General features: G+C 64.3%; 1 protein-coding gene. It reads right to left on the reverse strand.

Features of this window, described 5'->3' with window-relative positions; genetic code table 11:
• Nucleotides 1-163: 163 nt before the first annotated feature.
• Complete coding sequence (locus tag ACPZMI_RS16860; protein ID WP_186665858.1) at nucleotides 164-1,345, reverse strand: BaiN/RdsA family NAD(P)/FAD-dependent oxidoreductase; 1,182 nt, start codon at nucleotides 1,343-1,345, stop codon at nucleotides 164-166.
• Between the last annotated feature and the right edge of the window lie 65 nt (nucleotides 1,346-1,410).

Raw genomic sequence — 1,410 nt, forward strand, 5'->3', positions numbered from 1 at the left:
GTTTGGGGAGGGTTGTGGTTGTTTTTTTTTGGGGGGGAGTCTCCTCTCTGTGGGGGCAGGGAAGTTTTGGGGGGGTTGTTTTTCCCCGCGAAGGGCAGCGCACTCGGTCAAACCTTCCCGGCACAGACCAGCAAGAAGCGTTCCGTGCTGAAAGGATTCTACTCTAAACGAACTGCGCCGCTGCGTTGGCAGAAGCCCACGCCCACTGGAAATTGAACCCGCCCAGGTGCCCGCTGACGTCCAGCACCTCGCCGATGAAGAACAATCCCGGGCTCTTGAGCGACTCCATGGTCTTGGACGACACCTCGCGGGTGTCGACGCCGCCCAGGGTCACTTCCGCGGTGCGGTAGCCCTCGGTGCCTGCCGGTACCAGTTGCCAGGCCGCGAGCTGCCCGGCGATCTGGGTCAATTCTGCCGGGGTGTACTGCTTCAAGGGTTTCGAAACGAACCACTGCTCGGCCAGCAGGGTCGCCAGCTTGCGGGTGAACACCTCGCCCAGCACGGTCTTCAGCTCGCTGTTGGGGCGTTCGGCCTGCACGCCTTGCAGCCACTCCAGCGCGTCGCGGTCGGGCAACAGATTGATCTCCAGGGTGTCGCCCGCTTCCCAGTACGAGGAAATCTGCAGGATCGCCGGGCCGCTCAGGCCGCGATGGGTGAACAGCAGGTTTTCGCGGAAGCTGGTGCCGTTGCAGCTGGCGATGCAGTCCAGCGAGGTGCCGGAGAGCTCGGTGCACAATGCCTTGAGCTGGGGCTCGGTGATGGTGAACGGCACCAGCGCAGCGCGGGTCGGCAGCAGGGCGTGGCCGAACTGGCGGGCGACCTGGTAGCCGAAGCCGGTTGCGCCCAGGGTTGGGATCGACAGACCGCCGGTGGCGATCACCAGCGACTGGCAGGCAAATACACCGGCACTGGTCTGCAGGCGATAACCGCTGTCGGTCTTCTCGATCTGCTCGATGCTGGTGTTCATCCGCAGCTCGGCGCCGGCGTCGTCGCATTCGGCCAGGAGCATGTCGAGGATGTCGCTGGACTTGTTGTCGCAGAACAGCTGGCCGAGCTTCTTCTCGTGGTACGGCACGCCGTGTTTGGCCACCAGCTCGATGAAGTCCCACTGGGTGTAGCGGGCCAGCGCCGACTTGCAGAAGTGCGGGTTCTGCGAGAGGAAATTGGCGGGTTCGGTGTACATGTTGGTGAAGTTGCAGCGCCCGCCGCCGGACATGAGGATTTTCTTGCCCGGTTTGTTGGCATGGTCGAGCAGCAGCACACGGCGGCCACGGCGCGCGCTGAGTTGAGCACACATCAGGCCGGCGGCGCCGGCGCCGAGGATGATCACGTCGGTGGAGTGCACGGTGTTACCTCATGGATTGCCGGGGCCGCTTCGCGGCCCATCGCAGGCAAGCCAGCTCCCACAGG

The organism is Pseudomonas wayambapalatensis, assembly GCF_049942315.1.
GTDB classification, from domain to species: Bacteria; Pseudomonadota; Gammaproteobacteria; order Pseudomonadales; family Pseudomonadaceae; genus Aquipseudomonas; species Aquipseudomonas wayambapalatensis.